Genomic DNA, 16,634 nt, shown 5'->3' with positions numbered 1-16,634 from the left:
GCCCATGATCTCTTCCAAACAAACGTTTGGGAGAGCGCCGCATGAAAGAGATCGCCTTCGCCGACATCGCCAGCCTGGTCGGGCAGGAGGTCGGGGTGTCCGACTGGGTCGAGATCAGCCAGGAGCGGGTCAACCAGTTCGCGCAGGCCACCGGCGACCATCAGTGGATCCACGTCGACGTCGAGCGGGCGACGCGCGAGATCGGCGGGCCGATCGCCCACGGCTACCTGACGCTGTCGCTGATCCCGATGCTGGGCGCGGGCATACTGCACGTGACCGGCGTCACGCGCGGCATCAACTACGGCTGCGACAAGGTGCGGTTCACCAGCATGGTGCGCGTGGGCAAGCGGGTGCGGATGCGCCAGAAGCTGGTGAGCGTCGAGCCCAAGGCCGGCGGCCTGCAGATGAAGAACGAATGCACCATCGAGATCGAGGGCGAAGAGCGCCCGGCCTGCGTGGCCGAGACGATCTCGATCATCTACGGGGGCTAGAAGCAAGGCAAAGGGGGATGGACGGTCGGCTTTTTGGAAGCTGACGACGTCCCCCCTCCGGCGCTTCGCGCCACCTCCCCCAGAGGGGGAGGATCTGGAAAAGCAAAGGCCCCGGGAGCGGTCCCGGGGCCTTCGTTCGTCAAGCGTCGATCAAGCCTAGTGCTTGATCGCGTCGCCGATCTTGTCCTGGGCCTGGCCGACCTTGTTCTGGACGTCGCCCTTGACCTTCTGGGCCTTGCCCTCGGCTTCGAGGCGTTCGTTGTCTGTGGCCTTGCCGACGGCTTCCTTCACGGCGCCCACGCCCTTGTCGATGGCGCCTTCCACACGATTGGTGCTCATTGGCTTGCTCCTGTTCGAGTTTGAACTCCCCTTTCGAACGGAGCCCCGCGGGCAATGGTTCCTAGCTTGGCTGGAAGCGATTTCGCGCGGTTCAGCGGTTGAAGCCGGGCGCGGCGACGGCCTGGACGGCGACCACGTCCTGCGCGGCCGCCGTGCTGGGAAGCTTGGCCGGCGCGGCCTGGATCAGCGGCGGTCCCGACGGCTTGTCGAGCAGGGCCACGGCCTCGCGGATATACTTGGCGTGGGTGACGATGCCGATCTCGAGGCGCTCGCCCGACAGCTCGACCTGCTGGGTCAGCATGCCGGCAACGAATTGCACCTCCTGGCTTTCGGTCGAGCCCGGCCGGCGACGCGCGCCCTCGGCCATGAACACCGGCCCGCCCGAATTGCCGGGGAACACCGAGAAGTCCATCAGGAAGGTCGGGAACACGCTGGCGGGGGCAAGCGGATAGGAGGCCACGCGGCCCGAGCGCAGAATCGGGAAGCCCGCGGTGTTGGCCGACAGGCCGCGCGGAAAGCCCAGGGCCATCATCTCGTCGCCGGGGCCCAGGCTGTACTTGTTGAAGGTGTCGTCCTGCGCCAGCCAGGCCAGCGGGATGGCGGCCTTGGCGAACTCGGGCGGGGCCTCGACGACGATGGCGGCGACATCGCGGCTGGGATGCTTGATCCACAGCGGATGGTCGCCGTCGCGGATCTTCAGGGTGCGCGGATCGTAGCGCCAGACCCCTTCCTTGCTCTGCACGCGATAGCCGATCTTGGCCGACACCGAAGGCATGCGGTCGAAGACGTGGGCGGCGGTGACCAGAATGGTGCGCGGGCGGCCGTCCGGCGTGGGATCCTCGATGAGGAATCCGGTGCCGACCGTCCGCGAGCCGTCGGCGAGCGGCTGCTCCAGCTGCACCGTCGCCTGGATCAGATCGACCGACAGGTCCCAAGCCATGTACGCCCTCGTCTCCGATTTAACCTTAGACGTCGTATGAGTTTGACCAGACGCCCCTGCCGCAACAAGTTGGCGTTCTGACGCATCCGAGGGGGAATCTGTCCATGAACCGGCGCGAAATGATGACGAGCGTAGCCGCCGTCGCCGCCACGTCCTCCGCCCTCATCCCCGGGAGTTCCATGTCCGCCACCGCCAAGCCCGTTCCTCCGGTCGCCAAGAAGGTTCCCAAGCGCATCGAGCAGCTGGGTCGGGTGCGGGTCGACGACTACGCCTGGATGAAGGACGACAACTGGCAGAAGGTCCTGCGCGACCCCAGCCTGATCAAGGCCGAGGTCAAGGAGCACCTGACCGCCGAGAACGCCTATGTGAAGGCGATGCTGGCCCCGACGCAGGACCTGCAGAAGGCGATGTTCGAGGAGATGAAGGGCCGCATCAAGGAGGACGACTCGTCGGTTCCCTCCCCCGACGGCCCCTACGACTACTATTCGCGCTTCGCCCTGGGCGGCCAGCACCCGATCTATGCCCGCCGCCCGCGTGGGAAATCTGACGGCGAGGAAGTGCTGCTCGACAGCGACGCCCTGGCCAAGGGCAAGGCCTACAGCCAGGTCAGCGCCGCCGAGCACAGTCCCGACCACAAGCTGTTCGCCTATGCCGAGGACGCGCAGGGCTCGGAAGTCCACAAGATCTACGTCAAGGACCTGGCCACCGGCGAGATCCTGGCCGAGCCGGTCGACAGCAGCACCGGCGACTTCACCTGGTCGCCCGATTCCAAATGGCTGTTCTGGACCCACCGCGACGACAACGGCCGCTCCGACAAGATCTATCGCCGCCCCGCGCGCGGCGGCCTGAAGGACGACGTTCTGGTCTATGAAGAGCCCGACGACGGCTTTTTCGTCAGCGTCAGCGTCACCGGCTCGGACGCCTTCATCGTCATCAGCGCCGGTGACCACGAGACGTCCGAAACCCTGCTGCTTCCGGCGAGCGACGTTTCGGCCAAACCCAAGGCCGTCGAGCCCCGCACGCCGGGCCTGCGCTATTCGGTCGAGCACTGGGACGGCAAGTTCGTCATCCTGACCAACGCCGACGACGCCATCGACTTCAAGCTGGTCGAGGCCCCGGTCGACAATCCGGGTCGCGCCAACTGGAAGGACTTCGTGGCCCACAAGCCGGGGACCTTCATCACCGGCCACGCCGCCTACAAGGACCACCTGGTCCGCGTCGAGCGCGTAAACGCCAACACGCGCATCGTCATCACCGACCGCGCCACCAAGGCCGAGAAGCCGATCGTCGTCGACGAGCAGGCCTACGTGCTGAGCGTCGAGGGCGGCTACGAGTTCGACACCCCGACCCTGCGTTACGTCTACCAGTCGCCGACCACGCCCCGGCAGTGGTTCGACTACGACATGCGCAGCGGCGACAAGGTGCTGCGCAAGACCCAGGAAATCCCCTCGGGCCACGATCCTTCCAAGTACGTGACCAAGCGCCTCTACGCCAAGGCGCCCGACGGCGCCGAGGTGCCGGTGACCGTGCTGATGAAGAAGGACGTCAAGCTGGACGGCAAGGCGCCGCTGCTGCTGTACGGCTACGGCAGCTACGGCATGTCGATGGACCCGTCGTTCTCGATCCGCAACTTCAGCCTGGTCGACCGCGGCTGGATCTGGGCCACGGCCCACATCCGAGGCGGTTCGGAAAAGGGCTACGGCTGGTTCCTGGACGGCAAGAAGTTCAAGAAGAAGAACACCTTCACCGACTTCATCGCCTGCGCCGAGCACCTGCACGCGGGCGGCTACGGAGCCAAGGGCCGCACGGTGGCCTACGGCGGCTCGGCCGGCGGCATGCTGATGGGCGCGATCACCAACCTGCGGCCGGACCTGTGGTCGGGCATCATCGGGGCGGTGCCGTTCGTCGACGTGCTCAACACCATGAGCGACACCTCCCTGCCCCTGACCCCGCCGGAATGGCCCGAATGGGGCAATCCGCTGGAGGACAAGGAAGCCTACGACTACATCGCCAGCTACAGCCCGTACGACAACGTCACGGCCAAGCCCTACCCCGCCGTGCTGGCCACCGGCGGCCTGTCGGACCCGCGCGTCACCTACTGGGAGCCGGAGAAGTGGGCCGCCAAGCTGCGGGCCAACACCACCAGCGGCAATCCGATCCTGCTGAAGATCAACATGGAGGCCGGTCACGGCGGCGCCTCGGGCCGCTTCGACTTCCTCAAGGAGATCGCGCTCGACTACGCCTTCGCCGTGTGGGCGGTCGACAAGGGCTGGACGAAGGCATGATGCCGATGTCGCGTTTCAAGACCCTCCCCCTGACGGGGGGAGGGTCTTGATGATCATCCGCCCCTCCACCGACGCCGACGTGCCCGCGATCACGGCGATCTACGGCTGGAACGTGCTCAACGGCCTGGGCACCTTCGAGGAGGTTCCGCCCGACGAGGCCGAGATGGCCCGGCGGCGGGCGGCCTTTCTCGACCGGGGCCTGCCCTATCTGGTCGCCGAGCTGGACGGAAAGGTGCTGGGCTACGCCTATGCCGGCCCGTTCCGGCTGCGGGCGGCCTATCGCTACACCGTCGAGGACAGCATCTACGTCGCGCCCGACGCGGCCGGAAAGGGCGTCGGCAAGGCGCTGCTGAAGGCCCTGATCGAGGCCTGCGAGGCCCTGGGCCTTCGCCAGATGTGCGCGGTGATCGGCGACAGCGGCAACGCCGCCTCGATCGGCGTGCACGCGGCCCTGGGCTTTACGCACAAAGGCGTCTTCCCGGCCATGGGCTACAAGTTCGACCGCTGGGTCGATCTCGTCTGGATGCAGCGGCCGCTCAACGGCGGCGGCGACACCCCTCCGGACGCGCCCGGCATGTCGCTGAGCGGCGTCTAGGTCGTCTCGAAGACGCTCAAAGCAAAAGCCCCGCCGGCGAACCGGCGGGGCTTTCGTGTTTTCGGGGTTCTGAAAAGAACTGGAGGCTAGGCCTTGCGGGCGCGAGCCTTGCCCGGAGCCTTGGCCTTGCGGCCGCCTTGACCCAGACCGAGCGCCTTGGCCATGGCCGAGCGGGCTTCGCTGTACGACGGAGCCGTGGTCGGGTAGTCGGCGGGCAGGCCCCACTTCGACTTGTATTCGGCGACGGTCATGCCGTGGGTGGTCAGGTGACGCTTCAGCGTCTTGTAGGGCTTGCCATCTTCGAAGCTGATCAGGGCGTCCGGCGTGATGCTCTTGCGGATCTGGGCCGGAGTAGCCTTGGTAACGGTCTCGGTAACCGGCGCTTCCGGCGAACCAAGACCGGCGAGGGCGTCGTGCGTGGCCCGAATCAGAGCCGGCAGGTCAGAGACCGAGGTCGTGTTGTTGGCCACATAGTTGGCCACGATCTCGGCGGTCAGCTCGATCAGGGTCGATTTGTCTTCCACGGCGTCACTCCACAATGACTTTAAATTCGGAAATACACCCGCCCGGAGGAATTACAAGTACACAAATACGCAATCGAGCGAGCAACGCTCCGCGAAAACAGGCTTTATTTCGCGGCAACAATGTCGATGGCGGTTTTCCAAAGCCTTGGCCGTAACCGATTGCGACGCCGCTCAAGTGCAGTTTGAGCGGGTCGGTGGTTTCGCGCCCGCGAAGACCCAAAAGGTTCGCGTGCAATCGCACTTTGCATCGCACAATTGCGTTGGATGAACATCGTCGGCGCGCGCAGGTTCCGCACGGGGCACAGTCAGACGACGTTCGAACCGCGGCAAGCGAACGCGCTCGCGCCTACGACGATCGGCAGAACACAGCTTGAACGAAGGGAAAGGAGCGCGATGTAAACGCGGACCTCAGGACAGGCCGCTGATCAGCGAAAAGTTTGAAGAGAGTGGCTGGGGAACTAGGACTCGAACCTAGAATGACGGTACCAAAAACCGCAGTGTTACCATTACACCATTCCCCAGCAGGAACGGCTGCCGACCCAGTGGGCCGCGGCGAGGCGGTGGAGATAGCTCAGGATTCGGACGGTGGCAACGCCCTCCAAATTCTTTTTTTGGGTCCATTTTCGCGCTTGCGACTCTCCAGCCAGCCTCCTATAAGCCGCCTCCCAAGTCGAGCACAGCCAACCGGCGGCGCGGCTTCGGAAAGTCGGAGTGTGGCTCAGTCTGGTAGAGCACTGCGTTCGGGACGCAGGGGTCGCAGGTTCAAATCCTGCCACTCCGACCATCTTCTCTCCCGAGAAAATTTCCTTATTTGCATAGTCTGGACGTTAAGTTCGGCAGGTTGCGTGCTGTTCATTTGACCGCAACGCGACAGCCGTTAGCTTGCGACCACATTCAGGCGCGACGGACGCACGATCACCAGTGCTTTCACCCCATCACGTCTTGGCTATCGCAACGGGACCCCGATGAAGCAGTTTCTAATGACCGTGGCCGGCGTGTTCGTCGGACTGGTGCTCTTTCTGGTCGGGGTTCCCTTCATACTGATCGTGCTGGCGGCCGGCGCCGCCCGCCCCGCCCCGGTCGCGGCCAACTCGGTCGTGCAGCTGGACCTGCGCGGCGGGCTTTCGGACCAGGATTCGCAGAGCCCGTTCGCGGCCTTTGGCGGCGGCGGCCAGTCGGTGATGGGCGTCATCGAGGTGCTGCGCCGCGCCGAGACCGACGACAAGGTCAAGGCGGTGTTCGTGCGCCTGCCCGAGGGCGGCATCGCCCCGGCCTCGGCCGACGAGCTGAGCCAGGCCTTCAAGCACTTCCGCAGCGTCGGCAAGAAGCCGATCTTCGCCCATAGCCAGGGCCTGTATCCCTCGGGCATGTCGACCTCGACCTACCGCCTGGGCATGGCCGCCAGCGAGTTCTGGATGCAGCCCGACAGTTCGCTGCAGGCCGTGGGCGTGGCCAGCGAGACGATGTTCTACAAGCGCCTGTTCGACAAGTACGGCGTCAAGGCCGACTTCGAGCAGCGCTACGAATACAAGAACGCGGTCAATCCTTACCTGAACAGCGACTTCACCCCGGCCCACCGCGAGGCCACGCTGTCGTGGATGGGCTCGGTCTACACCAGCGCCCTCACCGCGGCCGCCAAGGACCGCAACCTGGATCCGGCGCGCCTGATCAAGGCGATCGAGGCCGGCCCCTACAGCGCCCAGCAGGCGCGGGGCCTGGGCCTGATCGACAAGGTCGGCCAGGTGAAGGAGGCGCAGGACGCCATGCTGGCCCGGGCCGGCAAGGGCGCCAAGCTGATCGAGTTCAGCGACTACGCCTCGCGCTCGAAGAAGGACCTGCCCAAGACCGGCGCGGCCATCGCGGTGATCGGCGCCGAGGGTCCGATCGTCACCGGCACGGCGGGCCAGGCCTCGCCGTTCGCCAACGACAGCACCATCCACTCGGACGAGACCGCCAAGGCGATCTACGACGCCATCGAGGACAAGGACGTCAAGGCGATCGTCCTGCGCGTCTCCTCGCCCGGCGGCTCCGACACGGCCTCGGAGCAGATCCTGGCCGCCGTGCGGGCCGCCAAGGCGGCCGGAAAGCCCGTCGTGGTCAGCATGGGCACCTACGCCGCTTCGGGCGGCTACTGGATCAGCAGCCAGGCCTCGGCGATCGTGGCCCAGCCCTCGACCCTGACCGGCTCGATCGGCGTGTTCGGCGGCAAGTTCGCCCTTGGCGAGGCCCTGTCGCGCTTCGGCGTCGACACCCGCCAGGTGACCGTGGGCGGCGACTATGCCGGCGCCTTCGGAACCGGTCAGGAGTTCACCGCCGACCAGCGCGCCCGCTTCTCCGCCTGGATGGACCACATCTACGCCGGCTTCATCACGCGCGTAGCCGAGGGCCGCAAGCTGCCGGTCGAGCGCGTGCGCGAGATCGCCAAGGGCCGCGTCTGGACCGGCGCCCAGGCCAAGGACCTGGGCCTGGTCGACCAGCTGGGCGGCTTCTACGACGCCGTCGACAAGGCCAAGGCCCTGGCCAACCTGAAAGGCGACGTTCGCCTCAAGAAGATCGGCGGACCCAAGTCGCCGTTCGACGCCCTGGAGAAGGCCCTGGGCGTCAGCTCGACCTCGATGCGCACGGTGGCCGCCGCCGCCTGGATCCTGGGCGACCCGCGCTCGGAGGCGATCCTCGACGAGATGGCCAAGACCCGCCTGCGCTCGCAAGGCGCCAGCGTCCTGGCCGACACGCCGACCTACTGAGGCTTCGGCGAGACTTACGAGAAAGGCCGCTCCGCAAGGGGCGGCCTTTTTTGTTGGATGGCGGCTGGGCTGACCCCCTCCGGCCCTCCGGGCCACCTCCCCCTTCAGGGGGAGGATTTATTGGCGACGGCGCTCTTGAAAGACGCTCCCCCTGAAGGGGGAGCTGTCGCGGAGCGACTGAGGGGGAAGTGATCGCCGGCGTTGGGGATGTGCTGAGCGCATCAGATACTTCCCCCTCCGGCCCTCCGGGCCACCTCCCCCTTCAGGGGGAGGATCTTTGGGCACGGCTTTCCCGCCTCACGCGGCTAGCCGCTGAGCTGATGGAGAGGGCGCGGGGCGTCCGGGCTTCGCCCGGATGTGTTTGTTTCAATTACCGTTTCGACGAAGCATAGACGCCCCGCGCGATCGTTTGTCCTCAGGCCGGGGCGCGCAGGCCTCTTCCGCCTTGTGCCCCTTCCCCACGCAGAGCTCCCCGTTTCTTGACGGCCAGGAGTGCGTGCTAGGCGCGGACCCTTGGGCGGGCGGCGGTTCAACCGACGAACCAACCGATGGATGGGTTTACGTCCCCCATCCTCATTTAAGCCTTCAGGCCCGGCTCACGCCGCTCCTTCAGCCCCGCTCGATCGCATCCGCATCGCCGCTTCGGGCCGGATCCTTGCGCCCTCTCCCTGCGACGGGATGCAGTGATTATGCGGGCGGGTTGGATCCGTCTGATCCAGCACCGTGAGAAAGTTGCAAGTTGCTGATCGTGTTCAGGACTTTTCGCTGAACGCAGAGGATCCACGGAGCTGGGTCCCCGTCAGCCGCTCCCAAATCCGTAAGAACCCCCGCTCACGCGGGGATTTTACGGGTGGGGTGTGTTCCCGCTCCGGGAAGGCTACTGGCGCCGGCGCTGCCCCCTTCGTCGCCTTTGGCGACACCTCCCCCAGAGGGGGAGGATTTGTTCGCCCCGCCCACAAACAAAAACGGCGGGTCCTTTCGGACCCGCCGTCGATGCCGTCGCTCCCGGCGGTTCGAGAACCGCCGGGATGAACGCCAGGCTGCTTAGAAGCGCAGCTTGGCGCCGAGGAAGTACGAACGACCCAGGATGTCGTAGGTGTTCGGGTCGGTGTTGCCGTCCGGCGAGTTGTCGAACACCGGCGGCTTCTTGTCGCCGAGGTTGCGGACGCCGCCGAAGACTTCGACGTTGTCGTTGACGGCCCAGCGGGCGCTGACGTCGTGGTACATGAAGGCCTTGACGGTGTTGTAGCCGCCATCCTCGAAGTCGGGGATGTTGCCCTGGTTGTCCATCTTGCCGACGTAGGTGCCGGTGTAGGCCAGGCGGACCGGACCGACGTCGTAACCGACGCGCAGGCTGGCCTTCCATTCCGGCAGCGAGGCCGAGATGTTGTAGGCGCCGATGGTGCCCTTGTACTCGATGCCGTCCAGCTCATAGCTGTCGAGATAGGTGGTCGACAGGTCGAACTGCAGCTTGTCGCCCCAGACGCCGCCGGCCCACGGCACGGCCCAGCCGTACGAGACAGCCACGTCGATGCCCTTGGTCTGCAGCGACGACACGTTGCCGAGCGGCGCGCGGGCCTTCAGGTTGCCGGCCGCGTCGCGGTAGATCAGCGGCAGGTTGATGCCCGAGTCGAAGCAGGCCGACGAGGTCAGGTTGCCCGAGGCGAAGCAGTCGTTGACGATGCCCGAGACGCCGCCCTTGATCGTGCCGATGTAGTCGTCGATCTTGATGTCGTAGTAGTCGACCGTGGCGCTCAGGCCCGAGATGAAGCTCGGTTGCCAGACCACGCCGAAGGTGACCGTTTCCGACTTCTCTTCGTTCAGGCTCGGGTTGCCGTAGAAGAACGACTCCGTCTGGGTGTTCTGGGCGACGAAGTTGCCGGCGACCGGATCATAGCCCAGCTGAGCGGTACAGAAGGTGCGAACCGCGGCCGACAGGGTGCGGGCAGCGCCCGTGCCCGGGTTGACGGTGGTGCAGGGGTCGAGCACGGCCGGGAAGCCTTGGTCGCCCGACTGGTACAGTTCGAACACCGACGGAGCGCGGCTGGCCTTCTGGAACATGGCGCGCAGCTTGATGTCCGAGATCGGCTTGTATTCCAGGCCGACCTTGTAGCTGTAGACGCTGCCGACCGACGAGTAGTCGGAGTAGCGGCCGCCCAGTTCCAGGCCCAGGTACTGCACGCCGGTCACGTCGGCGACCAGCGGAACCACGGCTTCGGCGTAGAGTTCGCCGACGCTCGAGGCGCCGCCGACGGCGCGTTCGGCGTTGAAGCCGAAGATGTCGCCGGAGTTCTTGGCCGCGTCGGGGGTGAAGGCCAGGCTGTCTTCACGCCATTCGGCGCCGACGGCCACCGACAGGTCGCCGGCCGGCAGCTTGAACAGCGGGCCGGTGGCGTAGACCGAACCGACGTTGCGTTCGAACACGGTCAGGTCCGAGAAGTTCAGGCGGATGAAGCTGGCCGCGGCGGGCGAGATCGTGCCGGCGCCGAACATGTTCAGCGGGGCGCAGGTCGGGAACAGGGCCAGCGAGGCGGTCGAGCAGCTGGTGGTGCTGGCGCCGGGGCCCGAAGCGATCGCCGCGGCGACCTTCGAACGCGAGACGTCGTTCTGCACGCCGACGCGGAACTCGGTGCGGCCGAAGCTGTAGAAGGCTTCACCGGTCCAGCCGTGACCCAGATCGGCCTTCAGGCCGAGGTTGATCTGGTACAGGTCGGAGTCGCGGGTTTCGACGCGCGGACCGACTTCGGCCATACGACGATCGAAGAAGATCGGCGCGGTCGGGTTCGGACGGGTGGCCAGCAGGGCGGCCAGGGCCGGCGAGACGAAGGCGTTGTTGTACGGGATCTGGATCGCGGTGGCCGGGGTCGGGGCCAGCTGAGCCGAGTTGCGGCTGTCCGAATAGAACAGTTCAGCCGTCGCTGTCAGGCGGTCGGTGATCTCGTAGTTGCCCAGAGCGGTGATGTTGAAGCGCTCGCCCGGCGACAGCAGGTTGTTGACCGGCGAGAAGTTGTAGCGGTCGCCAGCCAGGGTGTTGACGAACGGACGCGGGGTGCCGTCAGCGTTGAAGCCGTAGCGGACGTTCAGCGGGCTCGAGGTCGAACCGCCGAAGGGGTTGGTGCCGATGGCGCTGGCCGCGCCCGTCACGCCCGTGCCCGAACCGCCGGCGTTGGACACCAGCGACCACGGACGGTCGGCGTTCGGCAGGATCTTGTCGCGGCTGTAGTAGTTGGCGTAGGCGGTGACGTTGCCCTTGCCGTCCGGCGAGTTGGCGCCGATCAGCACGTAGGTGTTGGTGGTCTTGCCGTCGCCGATTTCGGTGCCGGTCCACTGGGTGCCGACTTCCACGCCTTCGAAGTTCTTCTTCAGCTGGAAGTTCACGACGCCCGACAGGGCGTCCGAGCCGTACACGGCCGAGGCGCCGCCGGTGACGATCTCGACCTTGTCGATCAGGGCGGTCGGGATGTTGTTCAGGTCGACGGTGTTGGCGCGCGTCGACGGGTTCATGCGGTGGCCGTTGACCAGCACCAGAGTACGCGACGCCCCCACGCCACGCAGGTCGACGGTGGCCGTGCCGTCAGACGGGTTGTTCGAAGCGGCGGTCAGGCCGGGCATCACCTGCGGCAGGCGGTTCAGCACGTCTTCGGTGGTGGTCGAGCCGGCGGCCTGGATGGCCTCCGAGGTGACCGTCGAGATCGGGCTGTTGGCGACGTAGTCCTGGCGCGCGATACGCGAGCCGGTGACGACGACGGCTTCGATTTCCGTCGCCTCGCCTTCGGGAGCCGTCTGGGCCGACGCCACACCGGCGCTGGCCGCGGCGATCGCGAGGCCGCTGATGATGGTCGTCGTCAGCAGGCGCTTACGCGTCATCTGAATCTTCAATGGAATCCCTCCGAGAATGGACCGGTGGGGACGATGTCGCCCGCCGTTAAGCCCACGTCTTGCAATCCCAGGCTGCTCACAGCCCGGTTGGCCGGGACGTTAGGAGCGCCCGCTCTCGGCGGTCAATTTCCGATTACGATTATGTAACGTGAAGCATCGTGCCTGTCGCAAATTGAACACACCGCTGTCGCCTATGCGGCAGATTGCGACCGCCAGAACTGCGTTATACAGCCAAGCTAGCGCACGATTGTCCAAATAAGGCGGCTTAGTGGCAATTTTCTCCGCTTTGAAATAACAAGGCTATCGAAAGATGTTCACTTTCTGAAACCCGATTCTCGCACGACCCTCCCATTCGGCGCTCGTCGGCGGCCATAGTGGCGCCACAATCTGACCGCGTGTCGTCCGCGACACATATCGGTCCGCCCCGGGACCGCATCGCCAACCGGATTCGCCATGCGCTCGCCACAACCTCTGCTTGCCCTGCTCGCCGCCGCCGCGCTCTCGTCCGCCGCCCTGCCCGCGGCCGCGTCGGCCGCCAGCCCGACCGCGCTCGACGCGGTGACGGCCTGCCGCGCGATCACCGACGCGACCGCCCGCCTGGCCTGCTACGACAAGGCCGCGGGCGAGCTGGTGGCGGCCGACGCGGCCGGCGACATCGTGGTCCTGGATCGCCAGGGCGTGGAGAGCGCCAAGCGCGAGGCCTTCGGCTTCAACCTGCCCAAGCTCGACCTGTTCGGCGGCAAGGGCGAGAAGCCCGCCGCGCTCGACCGCGTCGAGGGCGTGGCCAAGCAGGCCTGGCAGAACGGAACCGGCGGCTGGACCATCGTGCTGGAAGACGGCGCCAAGTGGGATCAGGTCGGCCGCGACCCGGTGCGCCGCGCGCCCAAGCCGGGCTCGAAGATCGCCATCCGCAAGGCCTCGATGGGCAGCTTCTTCCTCAATATCGACGGCCAGACGGCCATTCGCGCGCGTCGCCTGGACTAGTAGGACTTGCCCTGGCCGCGCGCGCCGCGCATCTGAGGGACCTCAATACAGAGGTTCTTCGAGGCCCGACGCCCATGACCGATTTCCGCCGCGTGACCGACAGCCTGTCGGTCAGCCCCCAGATCACCGCCGAGGACGTGGCCCGGGCCAAGGCCGAGGGCTTTGCGCTGATCGTCAACAACCGCCCCGACGGCGAGGATCCCAGCCAGCCGGCCAGCGCCGAGATCGAGGCGGCGGCCAAGGCCGCGGGCCTCGACTACGTGCACGTGCCGGTGCGCGGCGGGCCGACCCAGGAGCAGGTGGACGCGGTGCGCGAGGCGGTGGAGACCGCCGGCGGTCCGGTCCTGGCCTTCTGCCGCTCGGGCACCCGCTCGATCGTCACCTGGTCGATCGGCCAGGCCCTGTCGGGCGCGGCCGATCGCGAGACGCTGGTGAAGCAGGGCTACGAGGCCGGCTACGACCTCTCCGGCGTCCTGCCGCACTAGTCCCGACTAGTAGCCGCCCAGCGTGCCCACGCGGGCGGCCATCGGGCTAGGTTCGGGTTCGCACGAGGCCAGCACGAACTGCGCCGCTATGAGACACAGGATGGCGAAGGCCGCGCGCTGGAGCCGTTTTGAGACAAAAATCGCCGTGTCGGCCGCCATGATCCGTACTCCGCAGGGTTTACGGTTCGTTAAGCGCAAGACCGGCGCCGCTCAGGATGGGTCTCGATGATCCCCTTCGTCCGCGAGATCGAGTTCGAGTACGGCCGCTGCGACCAGGTCTCGCCGCTGATCCGGCGGGTGATCGCCGACAATCCGGGGCCGTTCACCTATACCGGCACGGGGACCTACATCGTCGGCCGCGGGACCGTGGCGGTGATCGATCCTGGCCCCGACATCCCCGCCCATCTCGATGCGCTGCTGGCGGCGATCGAAGGCGAGACCGTCAGCCACATCCTGGTGACCCACCACCATGCCGACCACTCTCCCCTCGCCGCTCCGCTGGCTCAGCGCACGGGCGCGCGGATCTGGGGCCGGCCGGCGCCGGCGGCGCTGGTCTCCGAGGAAACCGGCGTGCAGCTCGACGCCGAGGACGACGGCCATTTCCGGCCCGACGTCGAGATCGCCGACGGCGACCTGTTCGAAGGCCCCGGCTGGACGCTGGAGGCGATCACCACGCCGGGCCACACCTCCAACCACGTCTGCTTTTCGCTGAAGGAAGAGAACGCCCTGTTCAGCGGCGACCACGTCATGGGCTGGTCGACGACGGTGATCACCCCGCCGGACGGCGACATGGGCGACTACTTCGCCAGCCTGGCCAAGGTCCAGGCGCGGGATTTCGACACTCTGTGGCCGACCCACGGCTCGCCGGTGCGGGAGGTCGCGCCGTTCCTTCAGGCCTATGTCGACCACCGCCGCGCGAGAGAGGCGCAGGTCCTCGGCGCGCTGGCGGGCGGCCCGGCGCGGATCAAGACCATGGTCCCGGTGCTGTACGCGGCGGTGGATCCGCGCCTGCACCCGGCCGCGGCCCTGTCGATGCTGGCCCACCTGGTGCTGCTGGTGCGCGAGGGGCGCGTGGCTTGCGACGGCGCGCCGGGGCTGGACAGCGAGTATCGGCTGGCCTGAGGATCAGCTACACGCCCTCCCCTCGTCGTCATCCCGGCCGCAGCGTAGCGGAGAGCCGGGACCCAGGGCCGTCGCAACGCACTGGCGGCCACTCCAACGCGCGACCCCGGCCGCGGCGCCCGGTTCCCCTGGGTCCCGGATAAGCGCTGCACGCTTTCCGGGATGACGAACTGTTGGATAGGCCCTGCTAAAGCCGCGCCTTCACGCTGGCCCGCACCGTGCGGGGCGCGCCGGGGAAGATCCAGACGGGGCTGTACGAGCTCTGGGCGTAGTGCTCGTCGAAGAGGTTATCGACCTCCAGGCGCAGGTCGATCTTCGGGGTTAGCGCGCACTCCACGGCGGCCTTGGCCTTCCAGTAGGACGGCAGGATCAGGCCCGAACCGTCCAGCGCCCCGGCCCGGTCGCCGACATACGCGGCGCCGGCGGTCAGTTTCCACCGCTCGAAGGTTCCGACCGCGAAGGCGCCGCCCGAATGCTCGGGCACGTTCAGCACCGCGTCGGAGGCGAAGGCGGTGTCGTCGGCCTTGGCGTCGGTCCAGGCGTAGTTGACCACCACGCGCCATACGGCGCTGACCTCGAACGAGGCGTCGAACTCGACGCCCCGGCTGGTCAGTTGGCCGACCGGCGCCAGGAAGCTGGCGTCGACGGGATCGTTGGCCAGGATGTTGCGCTTTTCGATGTCGAACAGGGCGATCCCCAGGTCGACACCCGGCCAGCGGCCGGAGAGGCCCAGCTCCCAGCCCTTGCCCCTCTCCGGCGCGAAGCCCTGGCCGGTGCGGCCGGTGCCGGAATTGAGCAGGAACGAGCGGCCCCAGCTGGCGTGAGCGACCAGGGCGTCGGTGAGCTGGTAGCGGGCGCCCAGGCGGTAGTCGACCGGCGAGCCCTCGCCGCGCCCGACCGCGCCGGTGCGATTGTTGCGCACGGTCTGGCGATAGTCGTCGACGCGGACGCCGGCCAGCAGGCTCAGGCGCTGCGTCGCCTGCCAGAGATCCTGGGCGTAGAACGTGGTGACACGGCGGGTCTCGCGGTTGTCGGTGAACGGCAGCAGCGGCAGGGCCTGGCCGCCATAGGCCGGCGCGTCGATCGAAATGGCGTGGGGTGCGTCGGCGGTAGGGTTCCGGCGCAGCAGGAACTCGCTGTACTCCAGGGTGTAGCCCTTCACGCCGACGTTCAGGTGATGGGCGCCGACGCGGCCGTCGAGCTCGAGGCGGCCCGAGACGTCTTCGACGGCGTAGTCGCGCTCGCGGCGCTGGCGCCACAGCTGGCGGCCGACCAGGCGCGACTGGTCGCTGGAGAAACCGTGCATGTCGCCGGTGCGGCGGGCGAAGCCGGCGGTCAGCCGCCAGTCGGGCGAAAGCTCGTACTCGCCGGTCAACTGGTGGCGCTCGTTGCGGAAGCGCGTGGTCCCGTCGCCCGGCTCGCCGAAGAAGCGCGAGCGCGGGATGGCAAGCGCGTCGCCATTCACGGCCGGCACGCCACGGTCGAAGGGCGCGTCGAAGACGGTGAACTCGCCCACATAGGTCAGGCGCAGGGCCTCGGTCGCCCGCCAGGTCAGGGACGGGGCGACGGCGCGGCGGTGCAGGTCGACATGGTCGCGCCAGCCGTCGCTGCGCTCGTCGGCGACCACCAGGCGGGCGGCCAGGGTGTCGGACAGCGGACCGGTGAAATCGAGCTCGCCCCGGCGCAGGCCGAACGAGCCGACGGTGGCGGCCACGTGGCCGCCGCGCACGAACTGCGGGGTCTTGGAGACGATGTTGACGCGGCCGGCCGGGTCGATGTCGCCGAACAAGGCGCCGGCCGGGCCTTTCAGGATCTCGACGCGCTCGGCCGTGGCCGGGTCGCGGGGCGGCGCGAGACCCCGGTTGGCCAGGAAGCCGTCGACATAATACTCGGCCCCGCCGTCGGGCGTGCCGAGAAAGCCGCGGATGGCGAAGTTGTCGAGAAAGCCGCCGCGGTTGTTCTGCTGGGAGACGCCGCTGGTCAGCTCCAGCGCGTCGGCCAGGCGCCCGGCGCCGACCGCGTCGAGCAGGTCGCGCTCGACCGAGCGGCTGGACGGCGAGGTGGCTTGCGTGATCTCGCCAGCGCCCAGGGTGACGTCGCGGGCCGCCCCGCGCCGCCCCAGGATGACGATCTCGCCCACGGCGTGGGGCTCCGTCTCGGCGGCCGGAACGGCTTCCGGCGGCTCGGCGGCGGACAGGGCCAGCAGGCATGCGCTGACGCAGCTCCACGACAGGGGCAAGAGAGCA

12 protein-coding genes, 2 tRNA genes and 1 pseudogene are annotated in these 16,634 nt (G+C 67.5%); 8 read left to right on the top strand and 7 right to left on the bottom strand.

All coding sequences use genetic code 11. The annotated features are described in order from the left end of the window. Positions 1-41 precede the first annotated feature (41 nt). Positions 42-491: a MaoC family dehydratase gene (locus C1707_RS12660; RefSeq protein ID WP_101715209.1), complete on the top strand. Its 450-nt coding sequence runs from the start codon at positions 42-44 to the stop codon at positions 489-491. A 139-nt stretch (positions 492-630) separates the two neighbouring features. On the opposite strand, the pseudogene C1707_RS12655 reads toward C1707_RS12660, so the two are convergent. Both C1707_RS12655 and C1707_RS12650 read right to left on the bottom strand, forming a co-directional pair. Next, positions 631-830 (bottom strand): annotated as a pseudogene (locus C1707_RS12655) (CsbD family protein). A 91-nt stretch (positions 831-921) separates the two neighbouring features. Continuing rightward, positions 922-1,770 carry a trypsin-like serine peptidase gene (locus C1707_RS12650; RefSeq protein ID WP_101715211.1) on the bottom strand — a complete coding sequence of 283 codons (849 nt, stop codon included), beginning with the start codon at positions 1,768-1,770 and terminating at the stop codon, positions 922-924. Positions 1,771-1,874: 104 nt separating this feature from the next. Here C1707_RS12650 and C1707_RS12645 point away from each other — a divergent pair, with 104 nt between their 5' ends. After that, on the top strand, positions 1,875-4,055 hold the full coding sequence (locus C1707_RS12645; RefSeq protein ID WP_101715212.1) for a S9 family peptidase: 2,181 nt from the start codon (positions 1,875-1,877) through the stop codon (positions 4,053-4,055). Between the two features lie 49 nt (positions 4,056-4,104). Further along, entirely contained in the window at positions 4,105-4,650 is a 546-nt protein-coding gene (locus C1707_RS12640) for a GNAT family N-acetyltransferase (protein ID WP_101715213.1), read from the top strand. Between the two features lie 86 nt (positions 4,651-4,736). Here C1707_RS12640 and C1707_RS12635 read toward each other — a convergent pair whose 3' ends face one another. Continuing rightward, on the bottom strand, positions 4,737-5,174 hold the full coding sequence (locus C1707_RS12635) for a Ros/MucR family transcriptional regulator (RefSeq protein ID WP_101715214.1): 438 nt from the start codon (positions 5,172-5,174) through the stop codon (positions 4,737-4,739). Between the two features lie 447 nt (positions 5,175-5,621). Beyond that, positions 5,622-5,695: transfer RNA gene (locus tag C1707_RS12630), tRNA-Gln, on the bottom strand. A 186-nt stretch (positions 5,696-5,881) separates the two neighbouring features. Here C1707_RS12630 and C1707_RS12625 point away from each other — a divergent pair. Both C1707_RS12625 and sppA read left to right on the top strand, forming a co-directional pair. Then, a tRNA-Pro gene (locus C1707_RS12625) sits at positions 5,882-5,958 on the top strand. A gap of 181 nt (positions 5,959-6,139) precedes the next feature. Further along, positions 6,140-7,918, top strand: a complete 1,779-nt coding sequence (gene sppA / locus C1707_RS12620) for a signal peptide peptidase SppA (protein ID WP_101715215.1) — start codon at positions 6,140-6,142, stop codon at positions 7,916-7,918. A gap of 1,044 nt (positions 7,919-8,962) precedes the next feature. Here the strand turns inward: sppA and C1707_RS12615 are convergent. Beyond that, positions 8,963-11,785 (bottom strand): TonB-dependent receptor plug domain-containing protein, encoded by a 2,823-nt coding sequence (locus C1707_RS12615; protein WP_101715216.1) that lies wholly within the window; start codon positions 11,783-11,785, stop codon positions 8,963-8,965. Positions 11,786-12,250: 465 nt separating this feature from the next. Between C1707_RS12615 and C1707_RS12610 the strand changes: the two genes are divergently transcribed. Together C1707_RS12610 and C1707_RS12605 are read left to right on the top strand one after the other, a co-directional pair. Next, on the top strand, positions 12,251-12,781 hold the full coding sequence (locus C1707_RS12610) for a hypothetical protein (RefSeq protein WP_101715217.1): 531 nt from the start codon (positions 12,251-12,253) through the stop codon (positions 12,779-12,781). 74 nt (positions 12,782-12,855) lie between these two features. Next, the gene (locus C1707_RS12605; RefSeq protein ID WP_101715218.1) at positions 12,856-13,266 is read left to right on the top strand and encodes a TIGR01244 family sulfur transferase; all 411 of its coding nucleotides are present in this window, start codon (positions 12,856-12,858) and stop codon (positions 13,264-13,266) included. A gap of 6 nt (positions 13,267-13,272) precedes the next feature. Here the strand turns inward: C1707_RS12605 and C1707_RS12600 are convergent, their stop codons facing one another. Beyond that, positions 13,273-13,425, bottom strand: coding sequence for a hypothetical protein (locus C1707_RS12600; RefSeq protein ID WP_101715219.1), 153 nt, complete (start codon positions 13,423-13,425; stop codon positions 13,273-13,275). A 66-nt stretch (positions 13,426-13,491) separates the two neighbouring features. Between C1707_RS12600 and C1707_RS12595 the strand changes: the two genes are divergently transcribed. After that, positions 13,492-14,388: an MBL fold metallo-hydrolase gene (locus C1707_RS12595; protein ID WP_101715220.1), complete on the top strand. Its 897-nt coding sequence runs from the start codon at positions 13,492-13,494 to the stop codon at positions 14,386-14,388. Positions 14,389-14,575: 187 nt separating this feature from the next. Here the strand turns inward: C1707_RS12595 and C1707_RS12590 are convergent, their stop codons facing one another. Next, positions 14,576-16,627, bottom strand: coding sequence for a TonB-dependent siderophore receptor (locus C1707_RS12590; protein WP_101715221.1), 2,052 nt, complete (start codon positions 16,625-16,627; stop codon positions 14,576-14,578). Positions 16,628-16,634 lie beyond the last annotated feature (7 nt).

Origin of the sequence: Caulobacter flavus, assembly GCF_003722335.1 — a bacterium.
In the GTDB taxonomy this organism is placed as follows: domain Bacteria; phylum Pseudomonadota; class Alphaproteobacteria; order Caulobacterales; family Caulobacteraceae; genus Caulobacter; species Caulobacter flavus.
The sequence above is the reverse complement of the archived record's forward strand: the minus strand, read 5'-3'. Positions and strand labels throughout refer to the sequence as shown.